14 protein-coding genes are annotated in these 15,282 nt (G+C 56.0%); 6 read left to right on the top strand and 8 right to left on the bottom strand.

Annotation, left to right across the window (positions count from 1 at the left end; genetic code table 11):
* Genes ulaD through ulaA form a run of 4 tightly spaced genes read right to left on the bottom strand, consistent with a single transcriptional unit; the run spans position 1 to position 2,859 of the window.
* Complete coding sequence (ulaD, locus tag IMQ56_RS11975) at positions 1–651, bottom strand: 3-keto-L-gulonate-6-phosphate decarboxylase UlaD (protein ID WP_017694667.1); 651 nt, start codon at positions 649–651, stop codon at positions 1–3.
* Positions 652–663: 12 nt separating this feature from the next.
* A complete protein-coding gene (gene ulaC, locus IMQ56_RS11970) occupies positions 664–1,131 on the bottom strand; it encodes a PTS ascorbate transporter subunit IIA (protein ID WP_017694668.1) in 468 nt (155 codons plus the stop codon).
* Positions 1,132–1,140: 9 nt separating this feature from the next.
* Positions 1,141–1,446, bottom strand: a complete 306-nt coding sequence (gene ulaB, locus IMQ56_RS11965) for a PTS ascorbate transporter subunit IIB (protein ID WP_003856022.1) — start codon at positions 1,444–1,446, stop codon at positions 1,141–1,143.
* 12 nt (positions 1,447–1,458) lie between these two features.
* Positions 1,459–2,859, bottom strand: coding sequence for a PTS ascorbate transporter subunit IIC (ulaA, locus tag IMQ56_RS11960; RefSeq protein ID WP_017694669.1), 1,401 nt, complete (start codon positions 2,857–2,859; stop codon positions 1,459–1,461).
* Between the two features lie 359 nt (positions 2,860–3,218).
* Between ulaA and ulaG the strand changes: the two genes are divergently transcribed.
* Together ulaG and ulaR are read left to right on the top strand one after the other, a co-directional pair.
* Positions 3,219–4,283, top strand: a complete 1,065-nt coding sequence (gene ulaG / locus IMQ56_RS11955) for an L-ascorbate 6-phosphate lactonase (RefSeq protein ID WP_006810379.1) — start codon at positions 3,219–3,221, stop codon at positions 4,281–4,283.
* A gap of 110 nt (positions 4,284–4,393) precedes the next feature.
* Complete coding sequence (gene ulaR / locus IMQ56_RS11950) at positions 4,394–5,149, top strand: HTH-type transcriptional regulator UlaR (RefSeq protein ID WP_003856014.1); 756 nt, start codon at positions 4,394–4,396, stop codon at positions 5,147–5,149.
* Here ulaR and yjfP read toward each other — a convergent pair.
* Positions 5,146–5,868: an esterase gene (yjfP, locus tag IMQ56_RS11945; protein WP_023302960.1), complete on the bottom strand. Its 723-nt coding sequence runs from the start codon at positions 5,866–5,868 to the stop codon at positions 5,146–5,148. The two genes, ulaR and yjfP, sit on opposite strands and share 4 nt — an antisense overlap.
* Positions 5,869–6,005: 137 nt before the next feature.
* Here yjfP and bsmA point away from each other — a divergent pair, with 137 nt between their 5' ends.
* The 3 genes from bsmA to IMQ56_RS11930 all read left to right on the top strand — a co-directional run bounded on the left by bsmA (position 6,006) and on the right by IMQ56_RS11930 (position 8,861).
* Positions 6,006–6,335: a biofilm peroxide resistance protein BsmA gene (gene bsmA / locus IMQ56_RS11940; protein ID WP_032670720.1), complete on the top strand. Its 330-nt coding sequence runs from the start codon at positions 6,006–6,008 to the stop codon at positions 6,333–6,335.
* 148 nt (positions 6,336–6,483) lie between these two features.
* On the top strand, positions 6,484–6,759 hold the full coding sequence (yjfN, locus tag IMQ56_RS11935; RefSeq protein ID WP_003856009.1) for a DUF1471 family protease activator YjfN: 276 nt from the start codon (positions 6,484–6,486) through the stop codon (positions 6,757–6,759).
* 170 nt (positions 6,760–6,929) lie between these two features.
* Entirely contained in the window at positions 6,930–8,861 is a 1,932-nt protein-coding gene (locus IMQ56_RS11930) for a methyl-accepting chemotaxis protein (protein WP_063407832.1), read from the top strand.
* Here the strand turns inward: IMQ56_RS11930 and IMQ56_RS11925 are convergent.
* Complete coding sequence (locus tag IMQ56_RS11925) at positions 8,858–10,480, bottom strand: isovaleryl-CoA dehydrogenase (RefSeq protein WP_032670721.1); 1,623 nt, start codon at positions 10,478–10,480, stop codon at positions 8,858–8,860. The genes IMQ56_RS11930 and IMQ56_RS11925 overlap by 4 nt on opposite strands.
* 195 nt (positions 10,481–10,675) lie before the next feature.
* On the opposite strand from IMQ56_RS11925, the gene IMQ56_RS11920 reads away from it, so the two are divergent.
* A complete protein-coding gene (locus tag IMQ56_RS11920) occupies positions 10,676–11,950 on the top strand; it encodes an MFS transporter (RefSeq protein WP_015572471.1) in 1,275 nt (424 codons plus the stop codon).
* Between the two features lie 91 nt (positions 11,951–12,041).
* On the opposite strand, the gene rlmB is transcribed toward IMQ56_RS11920, so the two are convergent.
* Together rlmB and rnr are read right to left on the bottom strand one after the other, a co-directional pair.
* On the bottom strand, positions 12,042–12,773 hold the full coding sequence (gene rlmB, locus IMQ56_RS11915) for a 23S rRNA (guanosine(2251)-2'-O)-methyltransferase RlmB (RefSeq protein ID WP_015572470.1): 732 nt from the start codon (positions 12,771–12,773) through the stop codon (positions 12,042–12,044).
* A gap of 63 nt (positions 12,774–12,836) precedes the next feature.
* Positions 12,837–15,278, bottom strand: coding sequence for a ribonuclease R (rnr, locus tag IMQ56_RS11910; RefSeq protein WP_063867030.1), 2,442 nt, complete (start codon positions 15,276–15,278; stop codon positions 12,837–12,839).
* Positions 15,279–15,282 lie beyond the last annotated feature (4 nt).

The raw sequence follows: 15,282 nt of genomic DNA, 5'->3' as shown, positions 1-15,282 counted from the left end.
TTAACCCCAAAGCTGAGCGATTGAGCGTTTGAACTGACGCGCCGCTTCCACCGGAGACGCAGCATCACGAATGCTACGACCGGCAATAAAGACGTGAATCGGGATACCCTGGAACAGCGGCAGATCCTCCAGCGCCAGGCCACCGGTGACGGTCACTTTGAAGCCCATATCGGCCAGACGTTTGATCGCGCTGATATCGGCTTCGCCCCACGCCACGCCTGCGGCCTGCGCATCACGGCTACGGTGATAAACCACCTGCTGGATACCCGCTTCGCGCCACTCCTGCGCCTGCTCCCAGGTCCAGAAACCAGTCAGTTCAATCTGCACGTCGCCGTTGAACTCTTTCGCCACGTCCAGCGCGCCTTTCGCGGTGTTGATATCCGCACAGCAGATCACGGTGACCCAGTCGGCGTTGGCTTCAAAGCACATGCGAGAGAGGATTTTGCCCGCGTCGGCGATTTTGGCATCCGCCAGCACGATTTTATGCGGATAGAGCGCCTTCAGGTCACGAACCGCACGAACGCCTTCGCCCACGCACAGAATGGTGCCGACTTCGATGATGTCCACTTCTTCCGCAATCAGACGGGTGGTTTCGTAAGCGTGAGACAGAGTCTGGTTATCCAGCGCGACCTGCAACATTGGTAATGACATTTTCAATTCCTCTTAAACGGCCGCCGCAGTGGCGTTATCAATTAAATCCAGCACGTCCTGCGCGGTACGACAGGCGCGTAAACGGTCAAAATTAGCTTCATCATCAAACAGATTGACGATCTGCATGATCCCCACCTCCTGGTGGGTGTTGGCATCGACAGCCGCCATGGTGATCAGAATGTCGACCGGGTCGTTATCTTCGTGGTTGAACACCAGTGGTTTTTTCAACGTCACCAGCGCAAAACCGGTTTTCTTGACGCCCTCTTCGGGACGGCCATGCGGCATTGCCAGCCCCGGGGCAATCACAAAATAGGGTCCAAACTGCGCCACGCCATCCAGAATGGCCTGGTAATAATGCGGCTCGACAACGTCCGCCTTAACCAGCAGGTCCACGCCCAGCTTCACCGCTTCCTGCCAGGTGCTGGCTTCGGCCTGTAAAAGGATGGAGTTATTCTCTGCCAGCGAATCACGTAGTTTCATGTGGCATCCTTACTTCACGTCTTGTGGGAAGTGTTCTTTGATCACTTCCAGCAGCTTTGGCCCGAAATCCGCAGGCGACAGCATGTTGCGTACGCCTACCACGTATTTGTTGCCCGACACGCTAATCTCGCCGGCAATGTGCGTTGAGGCGATGATGATGTCCGCGCCGTTCAGTTCACTTTTGTATTCACCCACTGCGCAGCTGTTCACCGTGTGGTCAATGTTTGACTGGGTTAAAAACTGGTCCACTTTCATCTTCATGATCATGGAGCTACCTTGCCCATTGCCACACACAGCCAGGATACGTACGGTCATAATCGAAACTCCTTAATGAGCAGACACTTCTGCTGTTTGTTTTTCTGCATCTTCTTCAGCCCGCAGCGAACGGCCAGCGAAGAACATATAAGCCAGGGCAATCAGGATGATGACGGCCATAAAGACCAGCCCGACGGACGCAAAGCCCTGCATCATCGGCGGCGCCAGAATTGACCAGTCCGCCATGCCCATCCAGGCGCTCATGCCGGTGAGCTTGACCGCCCACACGCACCCGAAGATTTCAATCATGCCCATCACCAGGCAGATCTTGAGCGCTGCGCGCCATCCGCCGAAGTGGTTAGCAAATACGCCGATAGTGGCGTTGGAGAAGAACATCGGGATAAAGCCAGGAATAATCAGGATTGAGGAGCCACAGCCCACCAGGATGCCGACCGCAATCAGCTGGCCGATGGTGCCCCACATAAAGCCCCAGACGACGGCGTTTGGCGCAAAGCTATAGATAGCCGCACAGTCAATCGCCAGCACCGCGCCAGGGATCAGGCGCTGGGAGATGCCGTTAAACGCTTCCGACAGTTCGGCGACGAACATACGCACGCCCTGGGTGATGATGAAAATGGCCACCGCGAAGGAGAAACCGGTTTGCAGGATATAGACCGTCCAGTGGGTTTTACCCGCCATCGCCTGCACCACGTCAATGCCAAAGGAGAGCAGGATGGCACCGAAGAAGATGGTCATCACAATTGCCGTGGAGACGATGTTGTCGTGGAAGATATTCAGCCAGCCAGGCAATTTGAGGTCTTCAACACTCTCCTCTTTTTTGCCCAGGTACGGCGCAACTTTGTAAGCAATCCAGGAGGCGAACTGCTGCTGGTGACCGATGGAGAAGCCGCAGCCGTCCGTAACGTCCTGCGTTGGCTTATACATCATGTTGGAGGTGATGCCCCAGTAAAGCGAGACCAGTATTGCCGTGCAGATGACGGTGGTCCACATTGGGTAGCCGAAGATATAGAGAGAAACCGCAATCAGCCCCGCCTGCTGGAACATGATGTGCCCGGTGAGCATGATGGTGCGAATACCGGTGATGCGGCGCAGGAGCACGTAAATGATGTTCAGCGCCAGCGCGAGCAGTACCGCATACCCAACCCAGCTGTACGCATCCCCCATACGATCGATGGTGGCCATCATGGACGCGTAAGTGTCAGAGATGGCGCCGTTAATGCCGTACACCTCTGACATTTTGGCAACAACCGGCTTAAACGTGCTGGTCAGAATGCCAGACCCCGCCTGCAACAGCATAAAACCAATGATGGTTTTGATGGTGCCTTTGATAATCACGCTGACGCTTTTGCGCAGCAGGATGTACCCCAGGCACGTCACGATACCCAGCAACAGCGGGGCGTTGGTCATTACCTGATTAAAGAACACGGTAAAGACGTTGTAGAGGATCTCCATAACTCTCTCCAGAAAATGAGAACACGAGGGGCAATCCCTGTGTGGTTGGTGTCATCACTCTATTAATCACAAATAATCATCATAAGATTGCATTTGATTATTTGTGACGGATCACGCAATTTATTTCCATGGTATTAGTAATGATTTTCACTACCAATCCAAACAAATAAATAAATTCTTAAATTTCAATACATTAATCATTTATAATGGTTATCTTAACAACGTCATGAAGTTTTTTCTGTGAGGTGGCGAGGGGAATTTTCCGCAAATCAGCCATTGCAAATCGATTAAAACAGTGCCAACATTAATCACAACAAGTCATATAGTGATTGCTTTTGATTAAAACCAGGAGTCAAACGATGAGTAAAGTGAAAACCATCACCCGTGAATCATGGATTCTGAGTACCTTTCCGGAGTGGGGTAGCTGGCTGAACGAAGAGATCGAGCAGGAACAGGTTGCTCCTGGCACATTTGCGATGTGGTGGCTGGGCTGCACCGGGATCTGGCTGAAATCAGAAGGCGGCGCCAACATTTGTGTTGATTTCTGGTGCGGCACCGGCAAACAGAGCCACGGCAATCCACTGATGAAAAAAGGCCACCAGATGCAGCGTATGGCCGGCGTTGAAAAGCTCCAGCCGAACCTGCGCACCACGCCTTTCGTGCTGGATCCTTTTGCCATTCGTCAGATCGACGCCGTACTCTCTACCCACGATCACAACGATCATATCGACGTGAACGTGGCGGCAGCGGTAATGCAAAACTGCGCGGACGACGTACCGTTTATTGGGCCGCAGACCTGCGTGGATTTGTGGATTGGCTGGGGCGTGCCAAAAGAGCGCTGCATCGTGATGAAGCCGGGCGACGTAGTGAAAATCAAAGACATTGAAATTCACGCGCTGGATGCCTTTGACCGTACCGCGCTGATCACCCTGCCTGCCGACCAGAAAGCCGCAGGCGTACTGCCAGACGGGATGGATGAGCGCGCGGTGAACTACCTGTTCAAAACGCCCGGCGGTTCCCTGTATCACAGCGGTGACTCCCACTACTCCAACTATTACGCGAAGCACGGTAACGAGCATCAGATTGACGTGGCGCTTGGCTCTTACGGTGAAAACCCGCGCGGGATCACCGACAAAATGACCAGCGCAGACATGCTGCGTATGGCCGAAGCGCTGAACACCAAAGTGGTGATCCCGTTCCACCACGATATCTGGTCAAACTTCCAGGCCGATCCGCAAGAGATCCGCGTCCTGTGGGAGATGAAAAAAGACCGCCTCAAGTATGGCTTCAAGCCGTTCATCTGGCAGGTTGGCGGCAAGTTCACCTGGCCGCTGGATAAAGACAATCTTGAGTACCACTACCCGCGTGGTTTCGATGATTGCTTTACGATTGAACCCGATCTGCCGTTCAAATCCTTCCTCTGATTCTGAGGCCCAATCGCCAGACCTTGCGTCTGGCGATGTCATATTTATCTTAGTAATTTCACGCTATTTCAAATATCATCTTTTCAAATCAATTCTTATCGGAATAGCTCATGACGGAAGCGCAACGGCATCAAATTTTACTGGAACTCCTGGCGCAAACAGGGTTTATCACCGTCGAGAAAGTGATCGAACGTTTAGGGATCTCCCCCGCTACCGCGCGGCGGGACATTAACAAGCTGGATGAGAGCGGCAAGCTGAAAAAAGTCCGCAACGGTGCAGAGGCCATCAGCCAGCAGCGTCCACGCTGGACGCCGATGAACATCCACCAGGCGCAGAATCACGATGAAAAGGTGCGGATTGCCAGAGCGGCATCACAGCTGGTAAATCCTGGAGAAAGCGTGGTGATCAACTGCGGTTCGACGGCGTTTCTGCTGGGCCGTGAGATGTGCGGCAAGCCGGTGCAAATCATCACCAACTATTTGCCGCTGGCCAACTATCTCATTGACCAGGAACATGAAAGCGTGGTGATCATGGGCGGCCAGTATAACAAGAGCCAGTCCATCACCCTTAGCCCGCAGGACAGTGAAAACAGCCTCTACGCCGGGCACTGGATGTTTACCAGCGGCAAAGGTCTGACGGCGGATGGCCTGTATAAAACCGATATGCTCACCGCAATGGCAGAACAGAACATGCTTAACGTAGTGGGCAAACTGGTGGTGCTGGTCGACAGCAGCAAGGTCGGTGAACGCGCCGGCATGCTTTTCAGCCGCGCCGAGCAAATCAGCATGGTGATCACCGGCAAAAACGCCAACCCCGAGATCCTCAGCAAGCTGGAGGATCAGGGTGTCACAGTGCTGCGCGTTTAAAGGTGCTGACGGAAGAATTCCACGGTTGACTCCAGCGCGGCCGGGGTAATACGGTGCCGGACACCTGCTCCCCACAGGCAGGTCAGATTGCTGTCCAGCCCTTCACGCTGTAGCGCCTGTTGCAGGCGGAACGTTTCACCGGGCGGTACGACGTCATCGGCGTCCCCATGCCACAGAAGCAGCGGACGATCGGCCAGCTGCGAAAGCGCATGGCTGACGTCCCATTCAGACAACAGGGCCTCAATCTCCTGAGGGGCCTGCGGCGGGAACAGCGTCTTTGCCAGTGACGTAAAGTAGCCCGATCCCATCAGGCAAGCCACGGACGTCACCTCCGGATGCCTGGCCATGATCCCCAGCGCCGTCATTCCGCCCATTGATGCGCCTGCGACCGCCAGCCGTTTCCCCTCCACCAGCCCGGCCTGCAAGAGCGCGTCACGCAGCCCGGCGAACTCGGTCAGATTGCCGTGCAGCGTTTGCCAGAACAGCCCCAGCCGCGCCTGCTCATCGCCCGTAAAGCGTGCCCCATGATTCGGCGCATCAGGCATGACCACCCGGAAACCGGCCTGCGCCAGCGCGACGGCAAAATAGCTGTAGACCAGCTTCGAGGAGAGAAAGCCATGATAGAAAACTACCGTCGGCAGCGGCTGTTCACCTTTACCAGCCGAAAAAGCATGGATGATTTCATGCCCACTCAGCTGGCGAGTTTCAATTTCAATCATTGTCGATCCTGTGCTGATGAATGATTCATAATGTTGAGAGCTGGATTACGGTTTCACGATATTTTCATTCGAAATCTTCGTCCCAGATAACACTTCGGGAACATTCCCCCAAAACTAAATTCGCAGACAACTACACTATGGCTATCAGGAAAAGAGACAGGTTTATGCGCAGGCTTACGGCTTTATTGCTGGTCTCACTGCTCAGCGGATGTTCCATATTGCAGGGTACGCCAGCACCGGCGCCGCCGGTTACCGATCATCCTCAGGAAATTCGTCGTAATCAGACGGAAGGATTACAACGCCTGGGTACCGTATCCGCGATGGTTCGTGGTTCCCCGGATGATGCAGAAGACGCAATTGAAGCACAGGCCGTTGCCGCAAAAGCAGATTATTACGTCATCACGATGATTGATGAAACCATTATTACGGGACAGTGGTACGCCCAGGGAATTTTGTACCGTAAGTAAGCATCATCATTTGAACGACTTTTACACTGCTTTGCGTCCGTAGACATTTTCCTGTCCACAATAAACTCCATGCCAGCAACAATGGAAATGAGTTTATTCGCGAAGGATTGCCCGGCGGATACCGGAGACACGTGAAAAGGAGCTGACGATGAAACGAACCCTTGCTTTAACGACGCTATTGCTTTCAGCGGGCCTGCTGAGCACCACGGCGCAGTCGGCCGAATTTGCCAGCGCGGATTGCGTCACGGGCCTGAACGAGATTGGTCAGATCTCCGTCAATAATATCACGGGAAGTCCGCAAGACGTTGAACGTGTCGTCGCCCTGAAGGCCGATGAACAGGGCGCATCCTGGTATCGCATCGTCCAGATGCAGGAAGATCACCATGTTAATCACTGGCGCGTGCAGGCCATTCTTTATGCATAATCCCTTCCGATAAAAGCCACTTAATTTTAGTGGCTTTTCACTTTTGCAAATTTTTTATCTCTCCCGAAACCTAACGAAAACAAACATGTAACATTCAGTTACATTAAACAGGTAAACGTTATCTCTGCTCTGCCGTTGAACAGCCATCACTTTTCAATAATGAGCAATTTATGATCACCTTTTTCCACCGGGCAGGTCTGGGCACGAAGCTATCGCTGCTAACAGGTGCCAGTGTCGCCACGCTTTTTTTGCTGTTCACTTTTCTGTTGAGCCACAACGCCAGCCAGCAGCTTGAAGATCTTGCGGTTGAAGACCTGCACAACCAATCCACCGGCATGGTGGATATGGTTGAGATGTTCAACACCAGCCTGAGCGAAGAGGTTGAAAGCTATACCCGTCTGTTCACGACCTTTTTGCCACAGCCGCTGAACAGCGACAACAGCCAGAGCCGGACCATAAACGGGCTTACCGTTCCTCTGCTGAAAGGCGGCGAAACGGAGTTGCATGAAAACAATACGCTTTCTGATGACTTCCTGAGCCGAACGGGAGCCATCTCGACGCTGTTTGTCCGCAGCGGTAACGATTTTATCCGCGTGGCCACGTCGCTGCGCAAAGAGAATGGCGACCGCGCCATTGGAACCGTTCTTGATACCACCAGCCCGGCATTTGCGGCTGTCACCAAAGGGGAGGTCTATCGCGGCCTCGCGCTGCTGTTCGGCAAGCGCTATATCACGCAGTACCAGCCTGTTAAAAATGCGGAAGGCCAGGTTATCGGGATTATCTTTGTCGGCGTGGACATCACCCATTCGTGGAACGTCATGCGCGAGAAAATCCTTAACCGTCGTCTGGGCGAGAGCGGTCACTTCTTTGTACTGGATCGCAGCAGCGGCAAAACGCGCGGACAGTATCTGTTCCATGCCAGCGAAGAGGGCAAACTGCCCAACTGGGGCACGGCGACACAGCAGCAGCTTCTGAGTGATAAAGCCGGCACGCTGGAGCGCGTGAGCGCGGATGGCCGTACGCTCAAAGTCGCCTACACGCCGCTGCCGGGCTGGAACTGGACCATCGTGGGTGAAGTGGATAAAGCCGTACTGCTTTCAAGCGTCACCACGTTGCGCGATCGCTTCCTGATGGCGGGCGTGGTGCTATCCGCACTCTTCGCGGGCCTGTTCGTTATCCTCATTCGCCGGATGCTAACCCGCCCACTGCGCGCAGTGATCGCGCTTGCCCGGCAGTATGCCGCAGGCGATCTGCGCGCCAGCCTGCCGGTAACCCGCCAGGATGAGGTCGGCCAGCTGATTGATGCCATCAACGGGATCGGGGGCGGCCTGCAAAAAATTGTGTTGCAGGTCCGCGAGGCCGCAAGCGAAATCCATCTGGGGACTAACGCGCTGGCTTCAGATACCGGCGAGATCTCTGAACAGATCAACAAGCAGGCCAGCAGCGTTGAGGAGACCTCCGCCAGCATGGAGCAATTAGCCGCCACCGTGCAGCAAAATGCCGCCAACATGGAGCAAACGCAGCAGCTGGTGGGGGAAACCTCGCGCGCGGTGCATCAGGGTGGAGAGACGGTGACCCACGCTGTTTCCACCATGGATGATATTCGTGATGCATCGAAACGCATTGAAGACATTACCCGCGTGATTGAGTCCATCGCTTTCCAGACCAATATCCTGGCGCTCAATGCGGCGGTTGAAGCGGCGCGGGCGGGCGAGCACGGGAAAGGTTTCGCAGTGGTGGCGCAAGAGGTGCGCGCCCTGGCCGCACGCAGCGCCAACGCGGTAAAAGAGATTGAACAGCTGATTGGCGACACGCTGAACAAGGTGAGCGAAGGCCATGCGCTGTCTGAGCAGACGCGTCTGGCGATGGATGCCATCATTGTTCATATCGATAACATCAGCCAGCTTGTCACCGAAATCAACCACGCCTCCCGCGAGCAGTCTGCGGGGATTGGTCAGGTGAATCTGGCGATGACGCACATCGGTGAGGCATCGCACATCAATGCCGATCGCATCTCGCGCAGCGAGCAGACGGCACAGACGCTGCGCGAGAAGGGTTCACATCTCACCCGGCTGGTGAGCCTGTTCCAGCTGAAGGCTTAACCGACCCGGCCCGTGGCGCGCAGAAGCAGGTCGGTTTGCACCTGTTCGCTCATCAGCGTGCCGCCTCGGGTATCCAGCATCATGCGGCACCACGCCTGCGCCACGGGCGGCGATGCGTGCCGCAGCATCTGGCTTCCGGCCCCGAGTAAAAAGAGCTGCCGCGCGATCTCCCTGCCCTGCGCTTCCTGCGGTTTACGCAGCTTCTGCTGTAGCTGCCGCCAGCTGCGATCGAAGTGCCTGTCCTGACCTTTGACCTGCACGAAATCATCGGCGAGCAGGTCGAGAATGCCCGACTGCTTCGCCAGCACGCGCAGTACATCCAGGCACATAATATTGCCAGAGCCTTCCCAGATGCTGTTGACGGGCATTTCACGGTACAACCGCGGAAGTTCACTCTCTTCGCAATAGCCTGCACCGCCCAGCACCTCCATTGCCTCTGCCACAAACGGTATGCCCGCTTTGCAGACGCTGTATTTTGCCGCCGGAGTGAAAAGCCGCGCCCATGCGGCCTCCTGCGGGTCGGTGCGGTTGTCCCACGCCCGGGCGAGTCGGAACAGCAGTGCCGTGTGTCCCTCCAGCACCAGCGCCATACGGCTTAGCACGTCGCGCATTAACGGCTGGTCGATCAGATTTTTGCCGAAGGTCTGCCGCTGATGGGCATGATAAAGCGCCACCGAGAGCGCACGGCGCATCAATCCGTGGCTGCCAAGCGCACAGTCAAAGCGCGTCAGCCCGCCCATCTTCAGAATTTGCCGGACACCTTCACCCTCTTCGCCCAGCAGCCAGCCGTAAGCATCAAGGAACTCAGCCTCACTGCTGGCATTTGAACGGTTACCGAGCTTGTCCTTCAGACGCTCAAGGCGCACGGCATTACGTTGCCCGTCGGGTAAAAAACGCGGAACAAAAAAGCAGGAAAGCCCGCCCTTCGCCTGCGCCAGCACCAGATGCGCATCGCTCTGCGGCACGGAGAAAAACCATTTGTGCCCCACCAGCCGGTAACTGCCATCACTGCATTTCTCTGCTTTGGTGGTATTACTGAGTACGTCCGAACCGCCCTGCTTTTCCGTCATCCCCATGCCGATCAGCAGGCCGCGCTTTTGCGCCCCCGGCGCGAGATGGGGATCGTAGCGATCGCTCATCAGCGGCGTTAACCAGTTGTCAAACGGTTTGGGCAGCGACTGTAGCAACAGCGGCGTGGCGGCGAAGGTCATGGTCACCGGGCATAGCGTTCCCGCCTCCACCTGAGCATGCAGCACAAAACGCGCGGCCCGGGCGACGAACGATCCTTTCCGCGCCTCCTCCTCCCACGCCAGGTTGTGCACCCGGTTGGCGCAAAGCCCCTGCATCAGAAGATGCCATGCCGGATGAAAGCGGACGTCATCCAGCCTCGCTCCCGTGGCGTCATAACGCAGCAGCTCCGGCGGATTAACGTTCGCCAGCCTGCCCAGCTCCAGCGACTCCGCCGTACCCAACTGCTGTCCGATGCTGGCAAGAAGATCCACATCCCACTCAGCCCCTTCGCGCGCTACCGCATCGCGCAGGGCGCAATCAGAGAGAAAAAGGTTGCTGTTCGATAGCGGTGCAGGTTGATTAAAAACGGTATGTGTCTGCCAGTGCATGCTGTCTCCCTCCTTTCATTGGCAATAAAGGTAAGTATGGACAGAGGGCATGCACGCTGCATGGGAGGGGGGTCACACGATGACGATCGTGTTGATATCATTCGTGAAATAGCTCACAGAACATAAGAATAAACTATTTCATTACTTCACTAATGCTGAATAATTTATTCTTACCCCGTTTTTGTGAGGATCGTTATGCAACAGGATGCGCACAAGCGTGCATTAATTGCAGGCTCCATCGGTAATTTCATCGAGTGGTATGAATTTGCGGTCTACGGTTTTCTGGCAACGGTGATTGCCAGAAACTTCTTCCAGCTTGAGGGGGAAGCGGAGCTCACCAGCCTGATCCTCACCTGGGCCTCGTTCGCCATCGCTTTCTTCTTCCGTCCGCTGGGTGCGGTGGTCTTTGGCCGCATTGGCGACAGGATTGGCCGCAAACCGACGCTGATTATAGTGCTGGTATTGATGACGCTCGCCACCGCTGCCATCGGTATTGTGCCGGTCTACGCCAGTATCGGGATTGCCGCGCCGCTGATCGTTACGCTCCTGCGTATTCTGCAAGGACTGTTCGCGGGCGGTGAGTATGGCGGTGCAGTCTCATTGATGACGGAGTTCGCCCCGCGCGGCAAGCGCGGTCTTTACGGGGCATGGCAGTCCTTCACCGTGGCGCTCGGGCTGTTAGCGGGCGCAGGCATTGTCGCGTTGCTCTCTGCCCTGCTCTCCCCTGAAGCCTTGCACGACTGGGGCTGGCGCATTCCGTTCTTCCTGGCGCTGCCGATGGGTGCGGTCGCGCTATGGCTGCGGGTGAGCATGGAAGAGACGCCGAGCTTTGTGCAGCAACGGGAAAAACCGGTTGTTACTCAGGCCAGCACCGCCGCCACGTTCAAAACCATCCTGATGGGCATTGGCCGCGTGATGGTCTGGTCTGCGGCGGGTTATACCTATCTGGTGATTATGCCGACCTATCTGCAATCTGCGCTGCACACCGGTTTTAACCAGGCGTTACTGATTGCGGTGATTTCTAACATTGGGTTTGCGCTCACGATCATTCCGTCGGGCATGCTGAGCGACAGGATCGGGCGGCGCACGGTGATGATTATCGCCACCGTGCTCCTGCTGATCCTCGCCCTGCCGCTGCTGAAAATTTTGCAGGCGGAATCCAGTACGCTGGCAGTCAAAGCGATTGTGGTGCTGATTGCGGGGGGTCTGGTTGGGATGCTGGCAGGGCCGGGGCCGGCAATGCTGTCTGAGATGTTCCCGACGCGCGTGCGTTATACCGGGCTGGGGCTGGCCTATTCTCTGTCGAATGCGATCTTCTCGGGCTGTGCGGGGCTGATCATTACCGGGCTGATTAAAGAGACGGGCAATCTGGATATTCCGGCGTACTACGTGATGGCAACGGCGGTGGTGAGTATTTTCGCGCTGATGACGCTGAGAAAGGATGACCATTTACGGTCGTTAGAGGAGTGAGATTGTTGCCCGGTGACGCTACGCTTACCGGGCCTACGGTACCATGCTTTTGTAGGCCGGGTAAGGCGAAGCCGCCACCCGGCACAACAGGCTACCCGCGCTGACGCACCGCTTCAAACAGGCAGATACCCGTCGCAACAGAAACGTTCAGGGACGATACGCTGCCCGCCATTGGGATGCTGATCAGCTCATCGCAGTGCTCGCGCGTCAGACGACGCATACCTTCGCCTTCCGCTCCCATCACCAGCGCCATACGGCCGGTCATTTTGCTCTGGTACAGGGTGTGATCCGCTTCACCGGCTGTTCCTACGATCCAGATATTTTCTTCCTGCAACAGACGCATGGTGCGCGCCAGGTTAGTCACGCGGATTAACGGGACGTTTTCCGCCGCGCCGCAGGCGACTTTTTTAGCGGTAGCGTTAAGCTGCGCGGAGCGATCTTTTGGCACAATCACCGCATGCACGCCTGCTGCATCGGCGCTACGCAGGCACGCGCCCAGGTTATGTGGGTCGGTTACGCCATCGAGGATCAGGAAGAACGGGTTCTCCAGCCCGGCGATCAGATCCGGCAGATCGTTCTCCTGATACTGACGGCCTGGCTTCACGCGCGCGATAATGCCCTGGTGTACAGCACCTTCGCTTTTTTCATCCAGATACTGGCGGTTCGCCAGCTGGATCACTACGCCCTGCGCTTCCAGCGCGTGGATCAGCGGCATCAGACGTTTGTCTTCACGCCCTTTCAGAATAAAAACTTCCTGAAAACGCTCCGGCGCGCGCTCCAGCAGGGCCTGCACCGCGTGGATGCCGTAAATCATTTCACTCATTGATGGTTCTCGTAATAAATATTTTCCCTCTCCCGTTGGGGAGAGGGTCAGGGTGAGGGGAAATTACTCCGCCTGCTGTTTCTTCGCCGCGCGCTTCGCTTTGGTCGCGGCCGCTATTTTTTGGGTCTTGGTCGACGGTTTTTTCGCTTTACGAGCGTCTTTTTTCGCCGCCTTGGGCTTCTGTTTCTTCTCGCCACGGAAAGCACTGTCTGGCTCAAAGTTTACTCTTTTACCTGCCTGACGTCGCTTACCGCCCGCTTTACCGTTACCGCCTTTTTTCGCTTTCTCACGCTCGGTTTTGCCGACGTTACGCGGAGCACGCTCGCTGGAGATGAGGCTGAAGTCGATTTTACGGTCGTCCATATTCACGGCTTCAACCTTCACTTCCACCCGATCGCCCAGACGGTAGGTCTGACCACCGGATTCGCCGATCAGACGTTGTCCGATCTGGTCGAAGCGGTAGTAATCGTTATCGAGGCTGGAAACGTGCACCAGACCGTCGATAAACAGCTCATCCAGACGCACGAAGAAGCCAAAGCCGGTGACGCTGGCAATCACGCCTTTAAAGACGTTACCCACCTGATCCAGCATAAAGTCACACTTCAGCCAGTCCGCCACGTCGCGCGTCGCTTCATCCGCACGACGCTCGGTCATGGAACAATGCTGGCCCAGTTGCAGCATCTCTTCCATGGAGTAGTGATACCCTCCGGTTTCGGTCGTGTTGCCTTTATGACCCTGCTCGTGCGCCAGCAGATACTTGATCGCACGGTGCAGGGACAGATCCGGATAACGGCGGATCGGCGAGGTAAAGTGCGCGTACGACTGTAACGCCAGACCAAAGTGGCCCCGGTTTTCAGGATCGTAAATCGCCTGCTTCATGGAGCGCAGCAGCATGGTTTGCAGCATTTCCGCGTCAGGACGATCGCTGATGGATTCCAGCAGCTCGGCGTAATCGCGTGGCTCAGGCTTATTACCGCCAGGCAGCTCCAGGCCGAGTTCAGCCAGCACGGAGCGGAACGAGGTTACGGCTTCCGTGGTTGGCTTGTCGTGAATACGGAACAACGCAGGCTCTTTGGCTTTCTCAACGAAACGTGCCGCCGAGATGTTCGCCAGGATCATACACTCTTCAATCAGCTTGTGCGCATCGTTACGCTGAGTCTGTTCGATACGCTCGATACGACGCTCAGCGTTAAAGATAAACTTCGCCTCTTCACTCTCAAACGAGATCCCACCGCGCTCTTCGCGCGCCTGATCCAGCGTTTTGTAGAGGTTGTGCAGCTCTTCGATGTGTTTGACCAGCGGCGCGTACTGTTCGCGAAGATCCTGATCGCCCTGCAACATATGCCAGACCTTGGTATAGGTCAGGCGCGCATGAGAACTCATCACCGCTTCGTAGAACTTATAGCCCGTCAGACGTCCCTTGCTGGAGATGGTCATTTCGCAGACCATACACAGGCGGTCCACCTGCGGGTTGAGGGAACACAGGCCGTTGGAGAGCACTTCTGGCAGCATCGGTACAACCTGCGACGGGAAGTAGACCGACGTACCGCGGCTGCGCGCTTCGTTATCCAGCGGCGTGTGCGGACGCACGTAATAGCTCACATCCGCGATAGCCACCCACAGACGCCAGCCGCCACCGCGTTTTTTCTCGCAATATACGGCATCATCGAAGTCACGGGCGTCTTCACCATCAATGGTGACCAGCGGCAGATCGCGCAGATCCACGCGGCCTGCTTTGGACTCTTCCGGCACTTCTTCACGCAGGTTTTCAATCTGATCTTCAACCGCTTTCGGCCAGACATACGGAATTTCATGGGTACGCAGCGCCATATCGACGGCCATGCCGGTGCCCATGTTATCGCCCAGCACTTCGACGATTTTACCCACCGCTTTGGTGCGACGGGTTGGGCGCTGGGTGAGTTCCACCACCACCACAAAGCCCATGCGTGCGCCCATCACCTCTTCAGGCGGGATGAGAATGTCGAAGCTCAGACGGCTGTCATCCGGCACCACAAAGCCTACGCCCGCATCGGTAAAGTAACGGCCAACGATCTGGCTGGTTTTCGGCACCAGCACGCGGACCACGCGCGCTTCGCGGCGGCCTTTACGGTCTGCACCCAGCGGCTGCGCCAGGATCTGGTCGCCGTGAATACACATCTTCATCTGTTCGGATGAGAGGTACAGGTCGTCTTTACGGCCTTCCACGCGCAGGAAGCCGAAGCCATCGCGATGACCAATAACGGTGCCTTTCAGCAGGTCGAGGCGTTCTGGCAGCGCGTAGCACTGGCGACGAGTAAAGACCAGTTGCCCGTCACGTTCCATGGCGCGCAGGCGGCGGCGAAGGGCTTCAATTTGCTCTTCACCTTCAATGTTCAGTTCAACGGCAAGTTCTTCACGATTGGCGGGTTTTTCGCGTTTTGTTAAGTGTTCAATGATGAACTCGCGGCTGGGGATAGGATTCGCGTATTTTTCGGCTTCGCGTTCCTGGAAAGGATCTTGTGACATGTCG

This window comes from Enterobacter sp. Res13-Sevr-PEC09-46 (assembly GCF_015672585.1).
GTDB lineage: Bacteria > Pseudomonadota > Gammaproteobacteria > Enterobacterales > Enterobacteriaceae > Enterobacter > Enterobacter hormaechei_C.
This window is presented reverse-complemented; position numbering and strand designations above follow the sequence as displayed.

Coding starts and splice junctions, on each gene's coding strand:
- IMQ56_RS11930 (WP_063407832.1), top strand. CDS start 6,930: ATGATCACCTTTTTCCACCGGGCAGGTCTGGGCACGAAGCTATCGCTG.
- ulaD (WP_017694667.1), bottom strand. CDS start 651: ATGTCATTACCAATGTTGCAGGTCGCGCTGGATAACCAGACTCTGTCT.
- ulaC (WP_017694668.1), bottom strand. CDS start 1,131: ATGAAACTACGTGATTCGCTGGCAGAGAATAACTCCATCCTTTTACAG.
- yjfN (WP_003856009.1), top strand. CDS start 6,484: ATGAAACGAACCCTTGCTTTAACGACGCTATTGCTTTCAGCGGGCCTG.
- bsmA (WP_032670720.1), top strand. CDS start 6,006: ATGGCTATCAGGAAAAGAGACAGGTTTATGCGCAGGCTTACGGCTTTA.
- IMQ56_RS11920 (WP_015572471.1), top strand. CDS start 10,676: ATGCAACAGGATGCGCACAAGCGTGCATTAATTGCAGGCTCCATCGGT.
- yjfP (WP_023302960.1), bottom strand. CDS start 5,868: ATGATTGAAATTGAAACTCGCCAGCTGAGTGGGCATGAAATCATCCAT.
- ulaG (WP_006810379.1), top strand. CDS start 3,219: ATGAGTAAAGTGAAAACCATCACCCGTGAATCATGGATTCTGAGTACC.
- rlmB (WP_015572470.1), bottom strand. CDS start 12,773: ATGAGTGAAATGATTTACGGCATCCACGCGGTGCAGGCCCTGCTGGAG.
- IMQ56_RS11925 (WP_032670721.1), bottom strand. CDS start 10,480: ATGCACTGGCAGACACATACCGTTTTTAATCAACCTGCACCGCTATCG.
- ulaB (WP_003856022.1), bottom strand. CDS start 1,446: ATGACCGTACGTATCCTGGCTGTGTGTGGCAATGGGCAAGGTAGCTCC.
- ulaA (WP_017694669.1), bottom strand. CDS start 2,859: ATGGAGATCCTCTACAACGTCTTTACCGTGTTCTTTAATCAGGTAATG.
- ulaR (WP_003856014.1), top strand. CDS start 4,394: ATGACGGAAGCGCAACGGCATCAAATTTTACTGGAACTCCTGGCGCAA.
- rnr (WP_063867030.1), bottom strand. CDS start 15,278: ATGTCACAAGATCCTTTCCAGGAACGCGAAGCCGAAAAATACGCGAAT.